Raw genomic sequence first — 20765 nt, 5'->3', positions numbered from 1 at the left:
ACCGGCACGTTCAGGGCCTTAAAGCGCGCCTCCAGGGCATCGACAACCGGGCCGGCCGCGCCGTTGCCGGAGTTAATCACCAGCTTCAGCGGCTTCAGGTTTGCCACGTTGATGTAGCCCAGCAGGTGGTCGATGTACTCTTTCTGCAGGTTGATTTTTTTGTAGCTGCCGCGCTTCGACTCGTTCACCGGCGGGAAATCGTTGGCTTCCGCCAGGCGCTGCACGTCGCGCAGGCCGGTGTCGCCGCTAATAGGACGGGCGCCCTTGCGCACCAGCTTCATCCCGTTGTAGTCCATCGGGTTGTGGCTGGCCGTCACTTCGATACCGCCGTCCACGCCCAGGTGGAACGTGGCAAAGTAAATCTCTTCGGTTCCGGAAAGGCCGATGTCCAGCACGTCCACGCCCGCATCCTGCAGCCCTTTCGCCAGGGCCAGCTTCAGGGATTCACTGGTCAGACGCACGTCGCCGCCCAGCACGATGGTCTGCGGTTTTAAGTATTCGCCGTACGCACGGCCAATGCGCCACGCGATATCTTCATTCAGCTCTTCGCCCAGCCTGCCGCGAATATCGTAGGCTTTAAAACAAGATAATGTATTCATAGTATATAAATTAAACTCGACCATATCGATCAGCTATCCGAACGATGTCATCGTCCCCAAGGTAAGGACCAGAGCGAACCTCAATAATTTCTAGTGGAATTTTGCCCGGATTTTCAAGGCAATGTTGCGCTCCTACCGGAATATACACCGATTCATTTTCACCTAATAAGAATTGTTTATCCTCTAGAGTAACTTTCGCAGTACCAGCAACGACAACCCAATGCTCCGATCGATGGAAATGTGTTTGAAGGGAGATACCTTCACCTGGATTTACTTCAATTCTTTTAACTTCATACCGCTTACCAGCATCAATAGAATCACATCTCCCCCATGGTCTATAAACTTCTCGATGGATTCTGTATTCACTACGACCGGCCGTTTTCAACTCTTCAACAATTTTTTTAACATCCTGGACGGCATTGTGTTTAGTTACTAAGATGGCATCTTTAGTTTGGACAACAATTAAATCTTCAACGCCAAGCATAGTGACAAGTCCAGATTGTGCATGGACATAATTGTTTGAACTATTGTGAGCTATGACATCACCAATTAAAACATTTCCTCGTTCATCTTTAACACTAATGTCCCATAATGAAGACCATGATCCCACATCACTCCAACCCGCACTCATCGGTACAACAACAGCATTAGCTGTATGTTCCATCACAGCGTAGTCAATAGAAAGATCAGGGCAACGAGAAAAGATATCGTAATCAATGCGGATAAAGCATAGATCCTTGTCAGGCGATTGTATCGCTTTACTACAAGAATCATAAATATCAGGGCAGAATTTATGTAGCTCAGAGAGATATTTCCGAGCACCAAACATAAACATTCCACTGTTCCAATAATATCCGCCGTCAGATAAGAAACCTTCTGCTACTGCCCGTTTTGGTTTTTCAACGAAGGCATTAACTTTGAAGGCACCAGAAACTCCACCACTGCTAATTTCATCACCAGCCTGAATATAACCAAAACCTGTTTCTGGCGAGGAAGGCTCAATACCGAAAGTAACTAAATTACCATCTATAGCATAGGATGTGGAAATCTTAATGGCGTTAATAAAGGCAGTGTTATCTTTAATAATATGATCTGCCGCTAAAATTAATAAAAGCGCATCTTCATTATCAGCAAGATCTTTTAAACACTGAATTGCTGCTAACGCAACTGCAGGAGCAGTATTGCGACCAATGGGTTCAAGAATGATTTCGTTGAGAGCATTTATTTGCCTAAGCTGTTCAGCAACAATAAATCGATGTTCTTCATTACAAATAACTACAGGACATTCAACTTCAAGCTTACTTAGTCGTGAAATTGTTTGCTGAAGCATAGTTTGCTCACCTTCAAGCGTTAAGAACTGCTTGGGATAAGTCAAACGCGAAAGTGGCCACAGGCGCGAACCGCTGCCGCCAGCCATAATTATAGGAATAATTTTCATTAATTATCTCTCAAGAAATCTTTAACCCAGTAATCAACAGAATACTTATTATACAACTCTGCCGTTAATGCTTTATAGTTTTTTTGCAGGAAGTTTTGAATTTGATTTTTTGTAACCGAACCATCAATTACAAGTATATTGTCTTCGTTATAAAAATCATAATGACAGATATTCTTATTAGTTGTGATTAGTTTGCGCTTAGCGCCCAATGTTTCTATAGAGCGCATGGTAAGTCCTTGTTGTAACGGGTGAGATATGTCAAGAATACATCTGGAATTAATAACTACCGAAACAACATCTTTTTTACTCAGAGAACTAAATGAAACATCTTTAAGCGAAACTCTTTTAATTTCACGAGTTATATATTTCTTAAATAAGAAAACGATGTAACTCGGGCAATAGAAAAACACATAACACCTAAAGCCACTACATATTTTTTTTACTTGTTCGTATCTCGATGAATGCACAGTCCCTATAAAAGATATATCGAACTGTGGACTTTCACTCAACTCATCAATCTTATAGACATTTGAATAGAAGAGCGGTTTAAGTTTAATGTTATATAATTCAGCATCATCTGAATCAAAAGTATAAAACGCATCGGAACAGGGTATTAAATCTAGTGCCTGTGGTTTATTTTTAAAAGAATCCCACATATAAACAACTATATTACTGCATTTTTCTCTAAATTTTTTTAGTATTTCAGGCGTAATACATTCAGGGCTAATGATGATCAGAGAGTCCACTGGCTCGGTCAATGTATTAAAAATTTTCAGATAATAACTTTCGATCTTTTTTTTCAAAATGTCGTTGTAACCAAGCCTTATAAGTGCACGAATAAATATATTCGTGGATGGACGTTCATCATGCAGCTCAACATCATAGCCTTGGTTTTCAATTGCTTTCTTTATCTCAATATCATATGAGAAAAATTTTGGGCAGAAAACTAAAGCTTTTTTAGACTCAAACACGAACCCACTCTCCTGATTCTTTATTATATATTTTGATTATTTTTGCAGGAACCCCAGCTATTACGCAATAATCAGGAAAAGTTCCTCGCACTACGGAATTCGCACCAACAATGCACTGTTCACCAAGAATTGTACCAGCCTGAATTGCAACACCCATACCTATGAAACAATTTTTGCCAATGATAGTTTCGCTATATTTGTGGCTCTGCCGTGGAATTGGCACGCCAATTTCTTCATAATTATGATCAATAGAAGTTATATATACATTAGCAGTAATTAATGTTCCCTGCTTGATAACTAATTTAGTCCCAGAAGTGATATGAACATTTTGAGCTAATGAAACATCATCTTCTATAATTATTTCACCATCGCCATGAGTTTCTAACCGACACCCAGGGAAAATACGAACATGTTTTCCAATGGAAACGCGGTTCAGGCCTTTAAAAAAAACTGGAAAGGCAATAAACGTAGGGAATCTAATTTTTTTTAAAAAGAGAGATAAAAATAATGCTGAGAATAACCATTTTATTTTGAAAAACATTTCATCCCCTAAGCTTGACAATTATCAAACGTCTTAAATACTTAATTTTAAAGAAAATATACAAGAGAGCATAAACTAAAAAAGATATATCTCCACGTTTACGAGCCTTGTGTAACATATAACAGGCTCCTTTCTCCATTAACTTCAAGTTCGCTGATAAGCCAGAGTCACCAAAATTATGCTTTCCAGAGCCTGTTAAAACCGTAGATTCAGGGTGGTAATAAAAATTACCTCCACTGGCGCAAATTCGGACCCATAAATCTGCGTCTTCGCTATGTGTCATGTTAGTGTCGTATAGACCACAATCCATTATCACATCTTTGCGTACCAGTGCTGTAGACGTTTGCGGAAAAACTTTAATGAGTAGATCTATTAAACGTGCTTTATACAATGAAGTAATCTTTTTACCATATAAAGAAAGAACTTCTTTGTTGCGAGCGGAACCTATAAAAACGGGTTCAATGCAAGATTCAGTAAGATATTTATATTGTATTTCAAGTTTATTACTAATCCAAACATCATCAGCATCAAGGAAACCAATCCAGTCATGACGCGATTTCTTTATTCCATAATTTCTGGCCCTGGAAACGCCACCATTTTCAGTCGTATATATTGAAATATTTTTCACTCGATGAGCCAAAACATATTCATTCAACACCTGTAGTGTATTATCCACAGAACCATCATTAACAACGATAATTTCAATATTAAAATCGTCAGCAGGTTTTTTTTGTTCAACTACTGACTTGACTGCATTAACAATTGTTTTTGCGCCATTGTATACAGGTATAACTACTGATAAATTCATTTAAAAATATCCTGCCAATACTCTGTTATCTTTTCGTCATTCCATTGCTGTGCTGATTTATAAGCACCAGTACTTAAGCTATCCTGCAACTCGTCTGAATTTATCAATTCAATTAATTTATTTTTGAATAAATCTCGATTACCATCTTCTATTAAAAATCCGTTTTCATCATTGATAATATCCATTGGTCCTGAAGGACAATTAAAACTAATAGCGGGCAGACCAAAAGAAATAGCCTCAAGCAACACCATTCCAAAGCCTTCACTACGTGAAGTCAAAACAAAAATTGAAGAGTTATAATATAAATCTGATACATCCCGGACAGCACAACTTAACTTAACATTATCTTCAAGTTTATTGTTGGTGATAAATTTCTCGATATCTGGTTTTAATTCACCATCACCCACTATATGGAGCAACCAACCTTTTGGTAGTTGGTGTATACACTCTCTCCAGATGTCTAGTAAAAGTAAGTGCTGTTTATCGGGTGTTAGTCTTCCCACACATAAAACAGTTCTAACATCATCAGCATGCATTCTATATTTTAGATTAGGTTTATAGTGAGGCGTATACCGCACCGGAAAACCCATTTCCTTATAAAAGGCAAAATCACTTTTAGTTGGTAAACAGTACGCATGACAATGTTTATACGTAACTTTTCGAATGAATCTATATATTTTATTATAATTATTACGTGCCCCATGTTCACTTATAATTATTTTTCTCGAGTTAACGCCTGCAAGGAGTAGTATTAAATGGACCAAAGGGTGAGTTACATAGACATAGTCGTAGACGTTGGTCGAAAAAAATCTTTTTAGATTAAATATCGTTATCCAAAAATTAGTGCCGACTTGTATTAAACGCCTCCATCTATGATTCATATCAAGATTGAGTTTTTGATTTAAGGTGTGCCGACCAACATTTTTATCGACATGGTAAAAATAATCTTTATTGTCAAAAGTAAGTACATCACACTCATATAGTTCCGAGAGTTTATTAACGAGTGTTGAAATTACTCTTTCAATACCACCAGCAGGAGACATTGATGGTATTATAAATAAAATACTCTTCATTATATCCTTCGAAAGCTCAGATTATTAAATAACAAAATTATGCGCCAGAGTACTACAGTCTGAAAGGCAATAGATATTTCCCATACATCAAATGACAAAAAAGATAAATACATAATGAGGAAAAAAGCAACTATCCTGTAACGTCTATTGAAAACAGGAATTAGCAAGTAAATGCTGACAAGCACTAATGATATTATTATAACGTTAAATATAAAACTAGTTATATCTCCTTTCATGAGAAAGGCTAAAAAACCAGGCATCCCCATAAATATACTGTATCCAGCATCTTGCCCCACGATTGCCAGGTTGAATATATTTGATGGGGAGGTTGTATCAAAGAGTGTTATCCCAAGCAACCTTTCGAGCATTATTCCCAGACTAAAGAAGTCAGAAACTGATTGACTAAAGTAATTATTGTGCAAAATTTCAATCAAAGAGGATGTTGTCGATATCCGACCAATCGCAAGAGACAGTATTTCATTAGAATCGAAAGCCACTCCACGCATTTCATTCCTAAGCGTATATACATAGCTTATTAAGTCAAGTAATGGACCTATAAAAATGAGTGGGAGTAAAAATAAAAAGTTCAGTGTGATTTTATTTATTTTGTTGTTAACAATGTAATACGCACCAATACATAAAATACTAATGAATATTCCCTGCAAGGAATGTTGCATGTAAGAAAAGAAGATCACAATCAATACACTTACTAAAAACTTTCGGTGTGATATTGCAGAGAAAGTGAGTAATGGTAGTATCGCTAAAGGGTTTAACTTACTTGCAATTTTTATCATTAAACCGGAAAACCCAGATTGCGCAACCTGCCCAATCTGGTTTGCACCAAATAGTAAAGTAATGATACCCGTTAGCAATAACAATCTAAAAAATATAACATCGAGGCGTTTATTTTCACAATCATATATATATACTTGCCCAGAAATTTTCACCATGTAATATATAAAAAGCAATGGCAGTATGTAAAAAAGGAAAATACTGGATGCTTCAGTGAAATCCAAGTTATAGGAATAACTTCTAAAATCACCTAACAGATATCCAGTATTATAAATAAAATATAGTGACACGATAATTGGTGCAATATATACATACACCATATACTTAGAAATTTTATTCATTCCGCATAATCTCTGCGATTCTTACTTTATAATTTTCAAATTTAAAATCTTCACGAACTATACTTAATACCTCTTCGAATTTATCAAGTAGTTCTCTATTTTGTGCAATTTCCAAGACTGCATCAGCCATTTCCCTTACAGATTCACAAAGGAAACCAAACTGTCCATATCTTTCAAAATAATGAGCCAGCTGTTTATTGCGCATAGCTATTACAGGCATATTAAAGGCAATACAATCAGCAAAAACACCGCTTGATACCAGGTCATATGCCGTGTCAGAAATTGTAGACTGACCAGAAAAAATAAGTGCGACATCTATTTTCTGAACATTACTATAAAATTCATTTTTACTTATCAGCGACTCTTTAAGATATCCTTTGCATAAGTGCTCAACATTTGTACATTTATCATAAATAAACCCTCCATCACTCACCCCTACGGTCATCAACCTGATACAGGTCATATCCATCGAACTTAGATAATTCGCAAGCTCATAAATCTTGTCGCTACCTTTATTTCCACTTTGGATGCCAAAGCTCCCAAAGTTTATATCCTTTCTGCTTTTTAGCAATTTTTTATGCGTGGATATAGGATGTTGCACATAATAAAATGTTCTGTTTTTGAAAAACTGCGACAAACTTTCATGTATTGATGAACTAATACAAATGAATTTTACATCACCAAATCTAAAGCCCAACGAAATAAAGAAGCGTCCTAATTTCTGACCAAAACCAGATGGGGTTTTTAAATAACCAAGCTCTCCGTGCATAAAAAGAAAAATTTTTGGCCTTATAATTAGGCTCAATGCACTTAATAAGGCGTACTGAAGAGGTGTTGCAGACAGAACAAAGACTGAACTTAATGTTTTAGGTAACTTTAATAAAATGACAGCCAGATGCAATGTTGAATATAGCCAGAGGTATAATTTTGTCCTCAAGATATTAATTTTATTAACTTTAACATCCGAGTTTAATTCGGATATTAGTGTTGCATCATCTGATAACCAAATAGTTGCTTTATTCTCTTCACTAATTGCTTTAATTGTTAAAGAATTAAAAACATAATGCTCTTCTTTCTTTCTGAGCAAATCAATTATTGCGACTTCAGCTCTTGACATTTCTTAGATCCTGATAAACAGTTAGCGGCCATTTCCAGTTATTATAGAGTGACTGTACAAACAATTGAGATAATATCACCCCTAACAACCCTGCCTTTAAGTAATAAGTGGCCACAAAAGAAAGAAAAATAATTGACACCCCCGTTATTATCATGCTTTTAACAAATGGAATCTGGTTTTTTGTTGTTAGATATGAAGTGCATAATGAGTAATTCATTTCTAGTAAACTGCAGATCAAATATAACACTAGCATTTCTGTTGGCAAAAAATGTGTTTGCTGCGTTATATATTTTAGAAGAAAATCACCAAGAAAAACCAAGGAAAAAGCAGAAGCCATATAAATAGCATTAGCTGTCAATAGCGATTTTTTAAATAACCGCTTAACAGATGAATATTTCTGTAATGCCTGTTCAGAAGTCATACGTGGTAAATTAAGACCAAACAACATAGAGGCGACAATCACAATAACCATCGTTACTTGTACCGTCAATCCATAAGCGGCTGCAGCTTTCAAACCAATGAAGCTTGATACTATAAGGATACTACCCCTTACACACAGGAAGTTACCTAATTGAACTATTCCCATGTCTTTAGCACTTTGCCAGACAATTGTTTTTAACTCTTTTGCTGCTTGAAGAGGGATATAATTTTTAATAATGTAATGATCATTGTTGTAGACACACTTGGTTATAATCCATCTATCGATGATTACAGCAATGACAGATCCTATTGCGAGGGATATTAATCCTTGACCACTTACTAACATGGGGATACTAACAGCCAGAAGGACAGACTTCGTTAACACTATAACTTTATTTAAAACAGTTTGATCCCCCCTTCCTTTCAAAATTGAATTATAATATCCAAAATACAATTGAACACATATACTTATACCATAAAGAGTCCAACAACTCATCACATAGAAAAAATCTAGAGTTGTGTGCAAACTATACAAATATATATTCCCAAGTATCACGATCCCTACAAACGCAAGAGTAGTTATTTTAAAATAAATTTCCCTCGCCGCTATTATTAAATCATTCAGAAGCTCTTTATTTATCTCTTCATCTTTGCATTCTGGTGTTTTATTATAAGATATATCCTTGGCCCCAGAATATACATAAGATATAAACCTAGAAACTGTAGGTAACAGACCAAATTCTAAAAGCTGTACCAGTCCTGCAAGAGCAACAAAAACATACCATAACCCTATTTCTTCTTGCCCCAAATATCTAAGAATAAAGGGCAATAGTAGTAAACTGGATGCAATGCTCAAGAATTGAGAGAGGTATCCCCATAATACATCCTTTTTTCTAACTACATGTTTCATGATTTAATTTGTAATTCACTTTTGAATAATTGAATCATGTCTGACAAATCAGACAGAACAGATCGAGGTTTGTATTCAGGAATCAATTTTTTTAGTAATGAAATATCTGTAATAGGGAATACCTCTTTTGTCGCATTATTTTCATGCCAATTCACAACGCAATTTGTATTTTGAATAAGCACGCTAGCGATCTGTTCTGATGATATATTAATTCCTGAGGCAATGTTAATTATTTCCCCTTCAGCTTCTTTTTTATTACTCAGCTTTATGACACTTTCCGCTACATCAGTAACTGAGACATAATCTTTTTCATAGTTTTTATCAACGTACATATCGATGCGTCCGTTGATTATTGCATTACGTGTTATAGAAGGCAAAAACAAGGGACTTTTTAGTGCTACCCCATAAACATTACTTGGGCGCACAATAGTAAATGGCTTACCACTTTTAAAGCATAATTCTTCCGCGACTAATTTTGTTAGATTAAAGAGACGGCGATTATCATCCTGCCTGATTATCAGATCGCTTGTTTCAGAGCTTTCATCCCCATTCATATATAATCTCGTGGAAGAAACATATATTAAGCGGTCAAAGTCAGCATTCTGGAGAAGTTCAGAGAGTAATAAGCAATTAGCAGTCAAGACATCAAATGGTTTTAGTTGGCAATCGCCATTGCCTGCGCAATAAATCAAGGTGCCAAGTTTTTTTGAAAAAATATTTGGATCGTTCCGTTCAGGAATCCACACATCTTTGTGCAAAAAATGTAGATGTCTTACTATTTCACTTCCAATGAAGCCATTCCCGCCAACTACTGTATAAATACTCATTTACTTTCCAAATTTCAATTGCTTACGAACGTCTTCCAATGAAGGAAGCTCCTTATCTTTTAAAGACAAATTTGGCTCAGAAATCGGCCAATTGATATTTATAGAATTATCATTCCAAATAATTCCTCCTTCATCCGTAGGATCATAAAAATCCGTACATTTATACTGAAAATCAGCAATGTCACTCAAAACGCAAAATCCATGGGCAAACCCAGGTGGGATATAAAACTGGAGCCTATTATCACCAGAAAGAATAATCGATTCATACTGCCCAAAAGTTGGGGAGTCTTCACGTAGATCTACCGCTACATCGAAAACTGTACCAGCGGTGACTGTTACCAATTTACCTTGCGGTTTTCTTTTTTGAAAATGTAAACCACGGAGCACATTACCTGTGGAACGGGAGCGATTGTCCTGAACAAAACTCTCTTTAATTCCAGCGTTTTTATAGCGTTGCTCGTGATATGTCTCATAAAAAAAACCACGTTCATCACCAAACACTTTTGGTTCAATTATTAAAAGACCATCTAATTTAGTTTTTATGATATTCATTTATTCAAAATACTCTTACTTGATAAGGCTTAATAAATAATTGCCGTAACCTGTTTTAGAAAGTGAACTCCCTATCGACTTAATATCTTCTTTACTCAGCCAGCCTTGATTATAAGCAATTTCTTCGAGACAAGCGATCTTGAATCCCTGTCGCTTCTCGACAGTTTGCACAAATTGCGAAGCTTCAAGAAGAGAATCATGTGTTCCAGTATCAAGCCATGCAAATCCACGTCCTAATTGCTCAACTTTTAAAGCCCCCTGGTTGAGATATTCTTGGTTAATACTCGTTATTTCTAACTCACCCCTATCAGACGGTTTCACTTTTTTTGCTATTTCAACTACCTGATTATCATAAAAGTACAGCCCCGTAACGGCCCAATTTGATTTCGGATGCTTCGGTTTTTCTTCGATGGAAATAGCATTGAAGTTATCATCAAATTCGACTACACCGAATCTTTCTGGATCCATTACTTTATAACCGAACACCGTGGCGCCGCTCAAATTATCTACTGCATGCCGCAATTGTTTACCAAATGCCTGTCCAAAAAAGATATTATCCCCCAGGACTAAACATACTTTATCATTCGCAATAAACTCTTCTCCGAGGATGAACGCCTGCGCGAGGCCATCTGGTGAAGGTTGAACTTTATAACTAAGATTAATGCCTAAACGAGCACCATTTCCCAAGAGACGTTTGAAGCTATCACAATCCTCAGGAGTTGTGATAATAAGGATATCCCTAATACCAGCCAACATTAGCACTGAAAGCGGATAATAAATCATTGGCTTGTCATAAATCGGTAATAACTGTTTCGAGGTTCCCAATGTAATTGGATGCAAGCGTGAACCTGAACCACCGGCTAAAATAATGCCTTTCATTTATTGTTATCTCCATATTGTGTTGAAAGCCATGAAGCATATGCTCCACTTTTAACATTACTTACCCACTGCTCATTCGCTAGATACCATTCCACTGTCTTACGAATTCCGCTTTCGAACGTCTCCTCAGGCTTCCAGCCTAGTTCAACACCAATTTTATGCGCATCAATCGCATAGCGACGGTCATGACCCGGTCGGTCAGCCACATACGTAATCTGATCGCGATATGACCCCTCTTTCGGCACAATCTCATCCAACAGATCGCAAATCGTATGGACCACATCCAGGTTCTGCTTCTCGTTATGACCGCCAATGTTGTACGTTTCACCCGGTTTCCCCTGAGTGACAACGGTGTAGAGTGCACGCGCATGATCTTCTACATACAGCCAGTCACGGATTTGGTCGCCTTTGCCGTAAATCGGCAGGGCTTTACCGTCCAGCGCATTCAGAATTACCAGCGGGATCAGCTTTTCCGGGAAGTGGTACGGACCGTAGTTATTCGAACAGTTGGTGACAATAGTTGGGAAACCATAGGTACGCAGCCAGGCACGAACAAGATGGTCGCTTGAGGCTTTTGATGCTGAATACGGGCTGCTGGGTGCATAAGCCGTGGTTTCGGTGAAGAGCGGCAGATCCGCTGATGCTGGATGCTCATCAGGATGCGGCAAATCACCATACACTTCGTCGGTAGAGATATGATGGAAACGAAACGCTTTCTTCGCCTGTTCCTCCAGCGTTGTCCAATACGCACGAGCGGCTTCCAGCAGCACATACGTGCCGACGATATTGGTTTCGATAAACGCTGCCGGGCCGGTAATAGAACGATCGACGTGACTTTCTGCGGCCAGGTGCATCACCGCATCAGGCTTATGCTTTGCGAAGATGCGATCCATAGCGTCTTTATCGCAAATATCCGCTTGCTCAAAGGCATATCGGTCGCTGTCGCTGACTTCACTAAGCGACTCAAGGTTGCCGGCATAGGTCAGCTTGTCCACGTTGACGACATCGTCCTGGGTATTTTTAATAATATGTCGTACAACCGCTGAGCCGATAAAGCCGGCCCCACCCGTCACAAGAATTTTCACGTTATCTGTTCCGTCTAGTGTATATGTCTGGATACTGGCGTTCTGTAACCGGAGAATTTATAAAAAGTTCCGGAAATTGAGCACGCTACCGCCCCTGGCTTAACAGCTACCAGTGTACTGAGCGATGTCTGATTAAAAGATACGACTTACCTGGATACAGGCAAAAAACTGGCGTTAATTGTCGTCCTAAACGACCTCAGAAACAAGCACAAATCGCTACAAAGCAGTCCATGAGTAGCCTGGATAACTCCATGTAAATATTGAATTTATAAAGAAAAACGGCAGTCATCATTTTGGTTGGATATCAACACACCAAAATAATGACTGCCGCTTGCGCAGGTCGGAGAGAGAAATATCAGTCGTTAGCCAGCAGCTTCTCGATACGGCTTCTGAACTTCGCCCCTTCCTTCAGGTTACGCAGCCCATAGTTTACGAACGCCTGCATATACCCCATTTTCTTACCGCAGTCATAGCTGTCGCCGGTCATCAACATGGCGTCAACGGACTGTTTTTTCGCCAGCTCGGCAATCGCGTCGGTCAGCTGGATACGGTCCCAGGCACCTGGCTCAGTTTTTTCCAGTTCTGCCCAGATATCAGCGTTCAGAACGTAACGGCCAACCGCCATCAGGTCTGAGTCCAGCGTCTGCGGCTGATCCGGCTTCTCGATAAACTCAACGATGCGGCTCACCTGCCCTTCCGTTTCCAGCGGTTCTTTGGTCTGGATGACGGAGTACTCGGAGAGATCGCCCTTCATGCGTTTCGCCAGCACCTGGCTGCGGCCGGTTTCATTGAAACGTGCCACCATTGCCGCCAGGTTGTATCGCAGCGGATCGGCAGAAGCGGTATCGATGATGATATCCGGCAGCACGACAATGAATGGGTTATCACCCACAACCGGACGGGCACACAGAATAGAGTGACCCAGCCCCAGCGGCTGCGCCTGACGGACGTTCATGATGGTCACGCCCGGCGGACAAATAGACTGCACTTCCGCCAGCAGCTGGCGCTTAACGCGCTGCTCAAGCAACGCTTCGAGTTCGTAAGAGGTGTCGAAGTGGTTTTCTACCGCATTCTTGGACGAGTGCGTAACCAGGACGATTTCTTTGATCCCTGCAGCAACAATCTCGTCGACAATGTACTGAATCATTGGCTTGTCGACGATCGGCAGCATCTCTTTTGGAATGGCTTTTGTGGCTGGCAGCATATGCATGCCCAGGCCTGCTACCGGAATGACTGCTTTCAAATTAATCATTATTTCTTCCACCTTAAAATGGTTGACGAATTATAGCTCTTAAACCTGTTTTCGCCAGCATGATTTGCCGTAATCCTTAGGCAATCTTACGCCTCAGCATCACAAATTTCTGTAGTTGTAATCTGATTAGATCGCGCTTTTATGCCAGGAATAGTCTCAAAACAGGCGTTTGTCGATTATCTGTGCGGAAGAGCAAAGTTAAGCCTTTCCACATTCACCACCTGCTGGTCGACCCGGTCAATATCCACCGAACTCTGCCCCTTCTCATTCACTGCTTTTATGTTCGCCAGCGACAGCAACGTCTCGTCTTTCGCCATGAATTTACCCCGCACATCCTCGCGCAGGTCGAAGTTGATCTTCAGGGCGGGCCCCACAGCGGCTTCCTGCATCACATTGATATTGCGTAAGAAAAGATGCTGTGGCTTGTTGTGCAGTTCCAGCGTTGCACGCTGCATTTCCACATTGGTTATCGCCACAAACGACGTGGCGTTGCCGGATGAAATCTGTATCCCGCGCAATTTATATGCAAGCTGGCGGTTATCGAGGTGAATATTATTGAGCTTGAAGTTCTGCGGGATGGACAAATAATCGCCTTTAATTACCCCATAGCCGATTAACATTCCGGCACTGTTAACCATGTCGACATTATCAATAATGAAATTATCACAGCCATAAATGGCCACCGTGGCGTTGTCTATGCCCGCCTTTTTGCTGAAGTCGGGAGTAATATTCTTGGCTTTGATATTGCGGATAACAAAATGCTTGCCGTTTTCAACGTGCACCAGCTGGCGACAGTTGCTGCCGGTGATGTTGGCCACCACGAAGTTCTTGACGGTCTGCTTCTCCGGATAGTCGTTATCGTAGGTGCTCCCGGCGAGGCCAATGCCGATGCCCCAGTTGATCTTGCCGTTGGTGCAGTTGATGTTGTCGATGACGTGATCGGAGATCAGGATATTGCGATCGTTGATGGCAACGTTCCACTCGATCGCATCCCCCTGCAGATGGCTAAATTTGCTGTTGGTGATGCGGGCGCCATCCACCTGGTTGTGGAAACCCTGGCGCAGAATGGCGTAGTTGGCCTGGCTCACGCTGATGTTATCAATCAGCAGATTGCGCATCACGCTGGGTTTCTTGCCGCCGATGTAGATCTGCGTCACCGGGCCAAAACCGCTCATGGCCAGCCCTTTGATAACGCAGTCAGAGCCGCGAACGTCGAGCGTAATGTTCTCCGTGCGACCAGCACCTTCGCCTATCACTTTGCTGCCTTCCTGCAGAACAAAGCGGCCGCGCCCGTTGCCGGTTAACGCCCCGCGGATCAGCAAGGTTTTACCGTCGGGAATGAAAATACCCGCATTGATGTTTTCGCAGGTGAGTCCGGCCGGGACCACGACGGTGTCACCGTCATTAAACGCCTGCTTAAAAGCGGCGATCCAGTCGTTGTTATTGTACTGATTGACAGAGACCGTTCTGCCGCTTGCCGCCCGCGCAATGCGGGACGACAGCAGGGGCGTGGCCGCCAGAACGGACAGAGAAGAGACAAAGGTGCGTCGGGTAATCTTTTTCAGCATACATCCTCGGCGTTACAGCGTTTGCAGCAGGCTCGCTAGCTGGCGGTTAATCACCTGCTGGTTAAAATCGGTTTCAACTTTTTGTCGGGCGTTATGGAGCACGGGCTCCAGCGACTGCTGGTCGATGTCGCTGAAGGCAGCTAATCGGTCCGCAAGGGCCATCGCGTTATTCTCCGGCACCAGCCAGCCGGAATGGTCAGACTTAATCAGCTCAGGGATCCCGCTATGCAGAGTCGATACCACCGGAATACCGACGGCCATCGCCTCCATCAGCGCCACCGGAATGCCTTCCATGTCGCCATCGGCACCCGTTACGGAAGGCAGCAGAAATACATCTGCCTCATCGAGCATGGCCTTGACCTCGTGGCTCGGCTTGAAGCCGGGCATCTCTACGACATCTTCCAGCTGATACTGTTCGATAAGCGTGCGCAGACGACGCTCCCACGGCCCAATGCCGAGAATGCGGTAGTGGAAATCCACCCCGCGCGCTTTCAGCTGGCGGCAGGCTTCAATCGCCACATGCAGCCCTTTCTTCTCGGTCAGACGGGCAACGGAGATGATCTGCAGCGGTTTGCCAGGCACCTTCACGGGACGGCGGGTAAAGCGCGTTAAATCTACGCCCATGCGCGAAACGGCAATTTTCTCTCCCGGGCAGCCCATGTTTTTCAGGCGTCCGGCCCACAGTTCGCTGATGGGCAGCATCATGTCGCCACGCCGGAAAAGCTGCTGGTATTCCGGCGTGTAGTGGTTCAGCACTTCGCGGCTGGAGATGTCGATACCGTGGAAGATGGTCGCGATTTTACCGTCAATCACGCCCAGCTCGCGCAGCTTCGCGGCGGTGACGCCCGCCGGGCCAAAGTGGGCGATAAACACGTCGGCACGATACGGCTGCGCCGTTTGCCCGCAGATGGCCGAGAGAATTAAATTGCGTGATTCCGAACCATAGCGGGAAATATTCAGCGCCCGCCACGTCGACGCGCGGTGGATCCCGCGCAACGTCTTGCTGGCACGGTGGCGTAGCTTGCTCAGCTTCCCGGACGGCTCATCCTGCAGCCAGCGGGTTTTCGCCTCCAGCCCATACTGGGTATACGCCGCATGGGTATTTTGGGTATCGCCCTTTTGCAGGGCGATAATCTCCACGTCATATCCCATATCGATAAACGCGGTGATTTGGTTCAGAACAAAGGTCTCAGACGACAGCGGAAATTTCAGTAAGAAGAAACCAACCTTCATTTCCCCTCCCGTACGCGGTCAAGTACCGATTTCACCATTCCAATGCCTTTTTCGCGCTCGGCTTTCACCGCAACGGCCAGACGCTCGTTAATCGCAGGCAGCTGGCCGAGCGTATCCCCCACCATCGCGCCAAGCGAACCATCCAGCAGATGACGGATATCCACGGCCATTTCAGGCATTCCAAGCTGCTGCATGATGCCGGCAGACTTGTGCTCGTAGTTGATGGCTATGGCCGGCGTTCCAAAGTTCATGGAGATAATCGCCGAGTGCAGGCGCGTGCCGACGGTCAGGTCGCAGGCGGAGAGCAGCTTGCCCATCTCCAGGTCGTTCAACTCGTCCATCACCACATGATAGCGGGACGGATCGTTCACCAGGTTGCGCAGGTTCAGCGCCACCATGCGGTCATCTTTGTTGTAGCTGTCGATGCCGGTACAGGTGGACAGCGCCAGCACCTGGTACCCGCTGTCCAGCACGCGGTTCACCACGTCGGCGAAGGCTTTCTCATACGCCGCCTGCGTCGTGCCTAAACGCTTATCGAAGGGTGCCAGCTCGCGCAGGGTAATCGCGACGGTTTTCTGTTTCGCCGCTACGTCGAGCCAGTGCTGCACCGCGTAGCTCGGCTGGAAGCTGTCGTCCTGGTGATCCACCAGCCAGGCGGTGTCCACGCCGTGCTCAACTTTTGAGGTGTCTATTTCGCTGCGCTTCATCATGTCGAGGCTGACCGACTCGCGCAGGATCAGCGCGTCGCAGTGGCCGAAGACATAGTTTGCCAGCTGGTTAAACTGCGGATCCTGGAATGGCCCGACGCTGTGACCAATCATAAACAGCGGCTTTTTCGCCATAAAGGTGCAAAGCGCATGCTCAAACTGCGGCACGCCGTAGAGATCGACGAAGAACGAACCGCCAACCTGGATAATAGCGTCATAGCCGGACAGCAGACGAACAAAGTCGGTGAAGCCCTGGGCGATCGCGATGTTGCGCAGCTTGCCGGTATCGGTCACGCGGGAAAGCAGCACCTGGTGCTGGTAGCGACGGCGCAGCACTTTCTTCACGCGGCCCATCACGCCCGCGGCGTTGTTGTGCTGTTTCATCTGGCTGTAGAGCGGGTCGCCCATCACCGGGCGGTTCAGTAACCAGGATGAGCTAACCGGATAACGGCTCATCACGTCCACTTCGGTCTCAGGCTTAAGGGTGTTAATTGCATCCAGTAAACCGCGCAGAATGGCGCTGTCGCCACGGTTGCCGCAGGTATGGTTGCCAAGAATTAATAATTTCATAATGGCCTCTTAAATAACTAGCCTGCGCGAAGCAGCGTTTTCATTTTTTCGTTACGGCAAAACTGGCGCTTCATCTCCACCACCAGCGCATTGCGTGACAGCACAATCATCACGCCAAATGCCAGCGCGCCCGCGGCAACCTGCACCGCCAGCAGCGCGACCAGCGGCAGGTGACCGCTGAGGATGATGCCCAGGCCGTAGCTCACCGCCAGGGTCGGCAACGAGAGATAGAACGGCAGCCACAGGCTCAGGATGTACTGACGGTAGCTGGAGCCCAGCACCGGCTTGATCATGATGAAGTAGCTCAGAACGGTATTGATTATCTGCACCAGCAGGAAGCCCAGCGTGACGCCGATGGCGCCCGCCATATGCCCGCCGACGATAATTGCCGGAATAAACAGGAAGGTTTTGAACACGTTGAACTTAAAGCTGATATCCACGCGCGCTTTTGCCATCAGCAGGGAACCAATCGGATTCCCCACGGAGCGCAGGAGCCCCACCACGCACAGCAGCTGCAGGATCGGGATGATGCCGTTCCACTTCTCGCCAAACACCAGCGGCACGAAGTTGCTGGAAACCACCATCAGCCCCAGCAGCACCGGGAAGTTAATAATCCCCACCACGGAAAGCAGTTTGTAGAAGTTGACGCGCAGCTTCTCGGTGTCGTCCTGAATCTTGGCAAACGCCGGGAAAAGGACGCGGGTGATTATCGGGTTCAGCTTCATCGGCGGCACCACCGCGACGTTGTAGGCCAGGTTGTAGCCCCCCGCCACGCTCGCACCAAGAATACGCGCCAGCACCAGCGTCGACAGGTTGGTATTCACATAGTTGATGATACTGTCCGCCGTCAGCCACGCGCCAAAGCGCAGGTTGGACGAGACGGACGCAAGAGAGAAATGAAGCCCGGGACGGTAAATTTTGCGGCCAAAGTAGCCGAACAGCAGCGTACGCACGGCAGAGTTAACCAGGTATCCCAGAATTGCGGTCATCGCCAGCGGCCAGAAATGGGCGCTCACGACGGTAAAGGTAAAGCCCGCCAGCACGGCGCTGGTCTCGATCATGCCGATCTTGTTGAACTCCAGCTCTTTCTGCATCAGCGCGCGGAACTGCTGCCCGTGGGGGATCACCACGAACGCAAACGACAGCGTGCGCATCAGCGGAGCGAGATCCGGGTTGTGCAGCACGCTGGCGATGGTGTCGCTCAGCAGGAACACCAGCACAAACACGAAAATCCCCAGCCCCACGTTCAGCCAGTAGAGCGTGGTCAGCTCAAGATGGCTGATCTCTTTGCGCTGGATAATCGAGTTGGCGATACCAAAATCAGACAGCGTATCGGCCAGCGCGATAATCACCAGCGAGACGGTCAGCAGGCCAAACTGGTGGTTATCAATGATGCGCGCCAGTACGGTCATCTGCACCAGGCCGAGGCCAATGATGACGATGGTCGCCATCGCTGACCACTTCGCCCCGCTGATGGTTTTTTCACGTAAGCTCATCTTAGTACGCCGCTTTGTTCACGAAACCTTTGAAGATGGTCAGAAAAACAATCTTGATATCGAACCAGATACTCCATTCACGGATGTACTCCAGATCGAATTCGATGCGTTTTTCCATTTTTTCCAGCGTGTCGGTTTCGCCGCGCCAGCCGTTGATCTGCGCCCAACCGGTAATGCCCGGCTTCACCTTATGGCGCAGCATGTAGCCTTCAATCAGCGAGCGGTACTGCTCGTTATGCGCCACCGCGTGCGGACGCGGGCCAACAATCGACATTCCGCCGGTAAAGACGTTGATAAACTGCGGCAGTTCATCCAGCGAGGTACGGCGCAGGAAGTTCCCCACGCGGGTGACGCGCGGATCGTTCTGCGTCGCCTGGGTCACCACCTTGTCGTTTTCCATCACCTTCATGGAGCGGAATTTCCACACCATAATCGGCTTACCGTCCATACCGTAGCGGGTCTGGCGGAAAATAACCGGGCCGGGAGAGCTCAGCTTCACCGCCAGGGCAATGCAGCACAGCACCGGGGAGATGAGCAGTAAAATCAGCGACGAGAGCACGATATCCTCCACGCGCTTGAGCACGCGGTTAATGCCCGACAGCGGGGTGTCGTACAGCGGTACCACCGGCACGCCGTTCACCTCTTCAATGCGTGAATGAAGGATGTTGAAGGTAAAGACGTCCGGGATGAGGATCACCGAACAGGTAGTGTCCGCCAGCTCGCGCATCAGTTGCTTAATGCGGGATTCGTCTCTCATCTGCATGGCGATGTAGACGTTGTGAATTTTACCGGCTTTCGCGTCTTCAATAAGCTGTTCGTAATTGCCCGCCCAGTCCGACGGCACGCCGCCCGGCTTCGCATCGTGGTAAATCCCGACCACTTCAAACCCTAACCACGGCTCTTTGCGGAAGCTGTCGAGCAGAACCTTACCAACCGGCAGATCGCCTGCTACGGCAACGAAGCGACGGTTATAGCCGCGGTTACGCAGCCAGCCCGCACCGAAGCGGATTAGAGAACGGCACACCACCATGCCGACGCTGCTTATTAAATACCAGCAGAGATAGGTGACGAGGCGATTATCAAAATCATGGCTGAACGCCACCAGGCCTGCGCTGAAGATCAGGCTGAGGGTCCAGTTCTGCAGCAGCAGCATCAGTTCGGTGGTCATTTTCACGCCGCGCCACGAGCGGTAAAAATCGGTCATTCCGCCAATCATCTGAAACACGACCAGCGCAATCAGGGCCATCAGCAGATGCATGTATAAGAACGGCAGCCCGCCGATCCGACACACCGCCCACAATCCACCGACCATGATGGTGATATCAGAAAAACGCTGCACCATAGAGATTAACGATGCATTCGTTCTCGCTCGTTCGCGTTTTTTTAGATTCGTCATCGTTGTTCCTGTATTCGGTTCCCCCTCCCACCGGGAGGGGCAAGTATTACTGATTCAACAGCGCCAGAATGTCCTTCGTTCGGGCTTCCATCAGCGCCGTGTCAGCACGGGACTCCACGTTCAGGCGCACCACCGGCTCGGTATTGGACGAGCGCAGGTTAAAGCGCCACTGCGGGAACGCCATGCTGAT

Annotated in this window: 19 protein-coding genes and 1 pseudogene; all 20 read right to left on the bottom strand. The window is 44.9% G+C overall.

Features of this window, described 5'->3' with window-relative positions; translation table 11 throughout:
- Positions 1-599, bottom strand: a 599-nt coding sequence (locus F0319_RS18710; RefSeq protein ID WP_478210375.1) for a phosphohexomutase domain-containing protein, incomplete at its 3' end; no start/stop codon positions are given.
- 10 nt (positions 600-609) lie between these two features.
- Positions 610-2037, bottom strand: coding sequence for a mannose-1-phosphate guanylyltransferase/mannose-6-phosphate isomerase (locus F0319_RS18705; protein WP_149367535.1), 1428 nt, complete (start codon positions 2035-2037; stop codon positions 610-612).
- On the bottom strand, positions 2037-3008 hold the full coding sequence (locus F0319_RS18700; RefSeq protein WP_149367534.1) for a WaaS/CpsH family glycosyltransferase: 972 nt from the start codon (positions 3006-3008) through the stop codon (positions 2037-2039). The genes F0319_RS18705 and F0319_RS18700 overlap by 1 nt, the downstream gene beginning before the upstream one ends.
- The gene (locus F0319_RS18695; RefSeq protein WP_115875781.1) at positions 3001-3549 is read right to left on the bottom strand and encodes a DapH/DapD/GlmU-related protein; all 549 of its coding nucleotides are present in this window, start codon (positions 3547-3549) and stop codon (positions 3001-3003) included. The genes F0319_RS18700 and F0319_RS18695 overlap by 8 nt, the downstream gene beginning before the upstream one ends.
- Before the next feature lies 1 nt (position 3550).
- Positions 3551-4357, bottom strand: coding sequence for a glycosyltransferase family 2 protein (locus F0319_RS18690; RefSeq protein WP_136196085.1), 807 nt, complete (start codon positions 4355-4357; stop codon positions 3551-3553).
- Positions 4354-5430: a glycosyltransferase family 4 protein gene (locus F0319_RS18685; protein ID WP_115875783.1), complete on the bottom strand. Its 1077-nt coding sequence runs from the start codon at positions 5428-5430 to the stop codon at positions 4354-4356. The genes F0319_RS18690 and F0319_RS18685 overlap by 4 nt, the downstream gene beginning before the upstream one ends.
- Complete coding sequence (wzy, locus tag F0319_RS18680; protein ID WP_149367533.1) at positions 5430-6563, bottom strand: oligosaccharide repeat unit polymerase; 1134 nt, start codon at positions 6561-6563, stop codon at positions 5430-5432. Before wzy ends, F0319_RS18685 begins: the two co-directional genes overlap by 1 nt.
- The gene (locus tag F0319_RS18675) at positions 6556-7680 is read right to left on the bottom strand and encodes a glycosyltransferase (protein ID WP_149367532.1); all 1125 of its coding nucleotides are present in this window, start codon (positions 7678-7680) and stop codon (positions 6556-6558) included. Before F0319_RS18675 ends, wzy begins: the two co-directional genes overlap by 8 nt.
- A complete protein-coding gene (gene wzx / locus F0319_RS18670; RefSeq protein WP_115875786.1) occupies positions 7667-9010 on the bottom strand; it encodes an O-unit flippase-like protein in 1344 nt (447 codons plus the stop codon). Before wzx ends, F0319_RS18675 begins: the two co-directional genes overlap by 14 nt.
- Positions 9007-9837, bottom strand: a complete 831-nt coding sequence (locus tag F0319_RS18665) for an NAD-dependent epimerase/dehydratase family protein (protein ID WP_136196081.1) — start codon at positions 9835-9837, stop codon at positions 9007-9009. The genes wzx and F0319_RS18665 overlap by 4 nt, the downstream gene beginning before the upstream one ends.
- Complete coding sequence (gene rfbC, locus F0319_RS18660) at positions 9838-10389, bottom strand: dTDP-4-dehydrorhamnose 3,5-epimerase (protein ID WP_087822992.1); 552 nt, start codon at positions 10387-10389, stop codon at positions 9838-9840.
- 15 nt (positions 10390-10404) lie between these two features.
- On the bottom strand, positions 10405-11268 hold the full coding sequence (gene rfbA, locus F0319_RS18655; RefSeq protein WP_115875788.1) for a glucose-1-phosphate thymidylyltransferase RfbA: 864 nt from the start codon (positions 11266-11268) through the stop codon (positions 10405-10407).
- Positions 11265-12353, bottom strand: a complete 1089-nt coding sequence (gene rfbB, locus F0319_RS18650; protein ID WP_149367531.1) for a dTDP-glucose 4,6-dehydratase — start codon at positions 12351-12353, stop codon at positions 11265-11267. Before rfbB ends, rfbA begins: the two co-directional genes overlap by 4 nt.
- A 355-nt stretch (positions 12354-12708) precedes the next feature.
- Positions 12709-13605: a GalU regulator GalF gene (galF, locus tag F0319_RS18645; protein ID WP_017383282.1), complete on the bottom strand. Its 897-nt coding sequence runs from the start codon at positions 13603-13605 to the stop codon at positions 12709-12711.
- A 176-nt stretch (positions 13606-13781) separates the two neighbouring features.
- Positions 13782-15173, bottom strand: coding sequence for a colanic acid biosynthesis protein WcaM (wcaM, locus tag F0319_RS18640; RefSeq protein WP_149367530.1), 1392 nt, complete (start codon positions 15171-15173; stop codon positions 13782-13784).
- Between the two features lie 12 nt (positions 15174-15185).
- Complete coding sequence (gene wcaL, locus F0319_RS18635) at positions 15186-16406, bottom strand: colanic acid biosynthesis glycosyltransferase WcaL (RefSeq protein ID WP_149367529.1); 1221 nt, start codon at positions 16404-16406, stop codon at positions 15186-15188.
- Positions 16403-17683, bottom strand: a complete 1281-nt coding sequence (gene wcaK / locus F0319_RS18630) for a colanic acid biosynthesis pyruvyl transferase WcaK (RefSeq protein WP_032658813.1) — start codon at positions 17681-17683, stop codon at positions 16403-16405. Before wcaK ends, wcaL begins: the two co-directional genes overlap by 4 nt.
- Positions 17684-17700: 17 nt before the next feature.
- A complete protein-coding gene (gene wzxC / locus F0319_RS18625; RefSeq protein ID WP_149367528.1) occupies positions 17701-19179 on the bottom strand; it encodes a colanic acid undecaprenyl disphosphate flippase WzxC in 1479 nt (492 codons plus the stop codon).
- A 1-nt stretch (position 19180) separates the two neighbouring features.
- Positions 19181-20575 (bottom strand): undecaprenyl-phosphate glucose phosphotransferase, encoded by a 1395-nt coding sequence (gene wcaJ / locus F0319_RS18620; RefSeq protein ID WP_115875793.1) that lies wholly within the window; start codon positions 20573-20575, stop codon positions 19181-19183.
- Between the two features lie 46 nt (positions 20576-20621).
- Positions 20622-20765: pseudogene (locus F0319_RS18615) on the bottom strand (phosphomannomutase CpsG); the annotation flags it as partial.

It is taken from the genome of Enterobacter vonholyi, from assembly GCF_008364555.1.
GTDB lineage: Bacteria > Pseudomonadota > Gammaproteobacteria > Enterobacterales > Enterobacteriaceae > Enterobacter > Enterobacter vonholyi.
Note: the sequence above shows the minus strand (reverse complement) of the source record. Positions and strands in the feature narration are given on the sequence as shown.